The following is a 2,353-nucleotide window of genomic DNA, read 5'->3' on the forward strand; positions in this document are numbered from 1 at the left end:
ACAGCCAGTATGAACCGTCCAGCCCTTTGGGAGAATGTCAGTCTAATAGCTCAAATTATGTTCGTGATCTTGCCCTGGTCGCTGGGTGTATCATCACCTAAATAACAATATTTGCACTGACCTCTTAAAATTCAACTAACCTATTACTTTGGACATTATCTGATGTTTAACTTGTTGTATGGCAACAATCGCTTTTGTCTATAATGTCAAATAATATGGTTACGTAATGATGAATTTTATCAAACATTACTTGCTCATTTTTGTGTCATTTCTTGTTCTAATTTGTCTTGTGAGCACTGCGGTAATATATTCAGGTATCTATAACATCGGCGCAGATGAGCCGCACATACAGCCAGTGTATGAAGCCTTAAATGTGTTACGCCAACGCTCTATTGAGCAGCATGCTAAAGGGATTAGGGTTCCTAATTTGGATGACCCTGCTCTTATCTTAAAGGGCGCAGGTCAATATGCCGCTATGTGTACAGAATGCCATCTTGCCCCCGATATGACCCATTCAGAAATACGTCCAGGGCTCTATCCTCAGCCTCCTAATCTGTCGCTTCACCGCGTTGCACCCAATGAGGCTTTTTGGGTGATTAAACATGGCATAAAAATGAGTGCAATGCCTGCCTGGGGATTTAACCATGACGATCCTACCATCTGGAGCATGGTGGCATTCTTAATGAAACTCCCGGATTTAAGTCCTGCACAATATCGAGAGATGGTCACTAAAGCACCGCCTGATGATGATATGGAGGAAGAGAGTGATCATGAACATATGCACCGCTAGGGAACAGGAACTCAGATGAACAGACTCGTTGATTTTAAAATTTGGGCCTATGCAAACATATGATGGCTGGCTAATGAGGGTGGGATATTGGGTAGGCCGTATGTTGAAATGAAAGCAGCAGCGGCTCCGTATACCATTGAGGGCGTTCAGAATTCGGTGTCAGCTAATTGTGGCTGAATATCTAAGAGCACGTCTAGGCACCCTTAAAAGTACAGTATGCGGAGCCTACAGACTACTACTGATCATGATGTTGCATCTGTTCGTCATGCTCCATCATTTGTTCCATCATCATCTGCATGATACTCATTCGCTGCTCCATCATGTTCATGCGCTGACCCATATCCATGCCATTCATACCTTGATGTTGACTTTGGTCGCCGCCAGTTGATCCCATCATCATTTGCATGCCGTGTTGCATGGCCGCCATGTGTTGCATCAGCATCTGACTGCGCTTTTTGGGGTCCTTTTCGGCTTTAATATCCGTCATCATCGACTGCATATTTCCCATTTGCTTGTGCATGTCCTGCATTTGTTCGTTGCTCATTGGCCCCATCATCATGCCATTCTGCATCCCTTGACCAGCCATCGTATCGTTTGCTGCATATGCCCAACCGGTAAGCAAAGCAGACAAAACAAGCGTTGTAAGTAGTTTCTTCATGGTTTTCCTCCTAAGTGAGTGATGTGCGCCCACGTATAGGTAATAAGGATAGCAACAATCAGGCATTACTACGGGTTTGTGTAATCGGTCACATATTGATCAGCTATATTTTTAAGGTTAATCCATTCTTAAGATTATTTTCATATTTAAATACATTGACACAAATCATTACATTTATTTACCCGTAACAAGATGATCTGACCGTGTACCCACACTTTTAAAGGGTTCTGGAGAAAGAAGATGATGTACCGCAGTTGGTTATTTTTATCGGCCTGTGCACTACTGACCGCTTGTGGTGGTGGCAGCGGCAGTAGCAGCAATAATAGTGTTACCCCCACAAACCCCACCACTCCGGAACAAACTGGCTCTGTTACCGTCGCACTGACAGATTCACCGATGAGTGGCGTGACTACAGTAGGATTACAATTACACGAATTAGTGATGACCGATGCCTCTGGTGTTGAACATCGCTACTCACTGGGCGATATGCGTTTTAACTTGATGGATTATCAGGGCAGCGACAGTATCAATGTCGTTGATGGTCTGAGTATTCCCGTCGGTGACTACCATGATGTCTATATGACGGTGGTGCAAGGTGACGGCAACAATGGTTGCTATGTAGAAGACGGTCAGGGCATTCACGCATTGCAAGTACAGGATGATGAACTGCCATTGATGGATTTCTCTGTTGCGGCGGCTCAGCAATATAGCTTCACGATGGAAGTGGGGCTGTATATGGGGCTTAATCACGACAGCAACTATAACTATAGCCTCAGTCATGATGGCAGCTGGTCTGTGAATAATATGTCAATGGGCCATCTGATGGGTAATGTGGACCCTCAGTGGATTGCAAGTTGTGAAAGTACTAATGCCGCCTTAACGCCCACCAGTGGCATGTTCAGCCA

General features: G+C 44.8%; 3 protein-coding genes. 2 read left to right on the forward strand and 1 reads right to left on the reverse strand.

Annotation, left to right across the window (positions count from 1 at the left end):
* The first annotated feature begins 226 nt into the window (after positions 1-226).
* Positions 227-790, forward strand: coding sequence for a cytochrome c (locus tag PY479_RS17460; RefSeq protein WP_275484533.1), 564 nt, complete (start codon positions 227-229; stop codon positions 788-790).
* Positions 791-1,025: 235 nt separating this feature from the next.
* Here PY479_RS17460 and PY479_RS17465 read toward each other — a convergent pair whose 3' ends face one another.
* Complete coding sequence (locus PY479_RS17465; RefSeq protein ID WP_212594584.1) at positions 1,026-1,448, reverse strand: hypothetical protein; 423 nt, start codon at positions 1,446-1,448, stop codon at positions 1,026-1,028.
* Between the two features lie 240 nt (positions 1,449-1,688).
* Between PY479_RS17465 and PY479_RS17470 the strand changes: the two genes are divergently transcribed.
* On the forward strand, positions 1,689-2,353 hold a 665-nt coding region (locus tag PY479_RS17470; protein ID WP_275484534.1), incomplete at its 3' end, for a DUF4382 domain-containing protein.

Source organism: Shewanella sp. A32 (assembly GCF_029167175.1).
Taxonomy (GTDB): Bacteria; Pseudomonadota; Gammaproteobacteria; order Enterobacterales; family Shewanellaceae; genus Shewanella; species Shewanella yunxiaonensis.

Excerpts from the sequence above, each read along its gene's own strand:
- PY479_RS17465 (WP_212594584.1), bottom strand. The coding sequence starts at position 1,448 with ATGAAGAAACTACTTACAACGCTTGTTTTGTCTGCTTTGCTTACCGGT.
- PY479_RS17460 (WP_275484533.1), top strand. The coding sequence starts at position 227 with ATGATGAATTTTATCAAACATTACTTGCTCATTTTTGTGTCATTTCTT.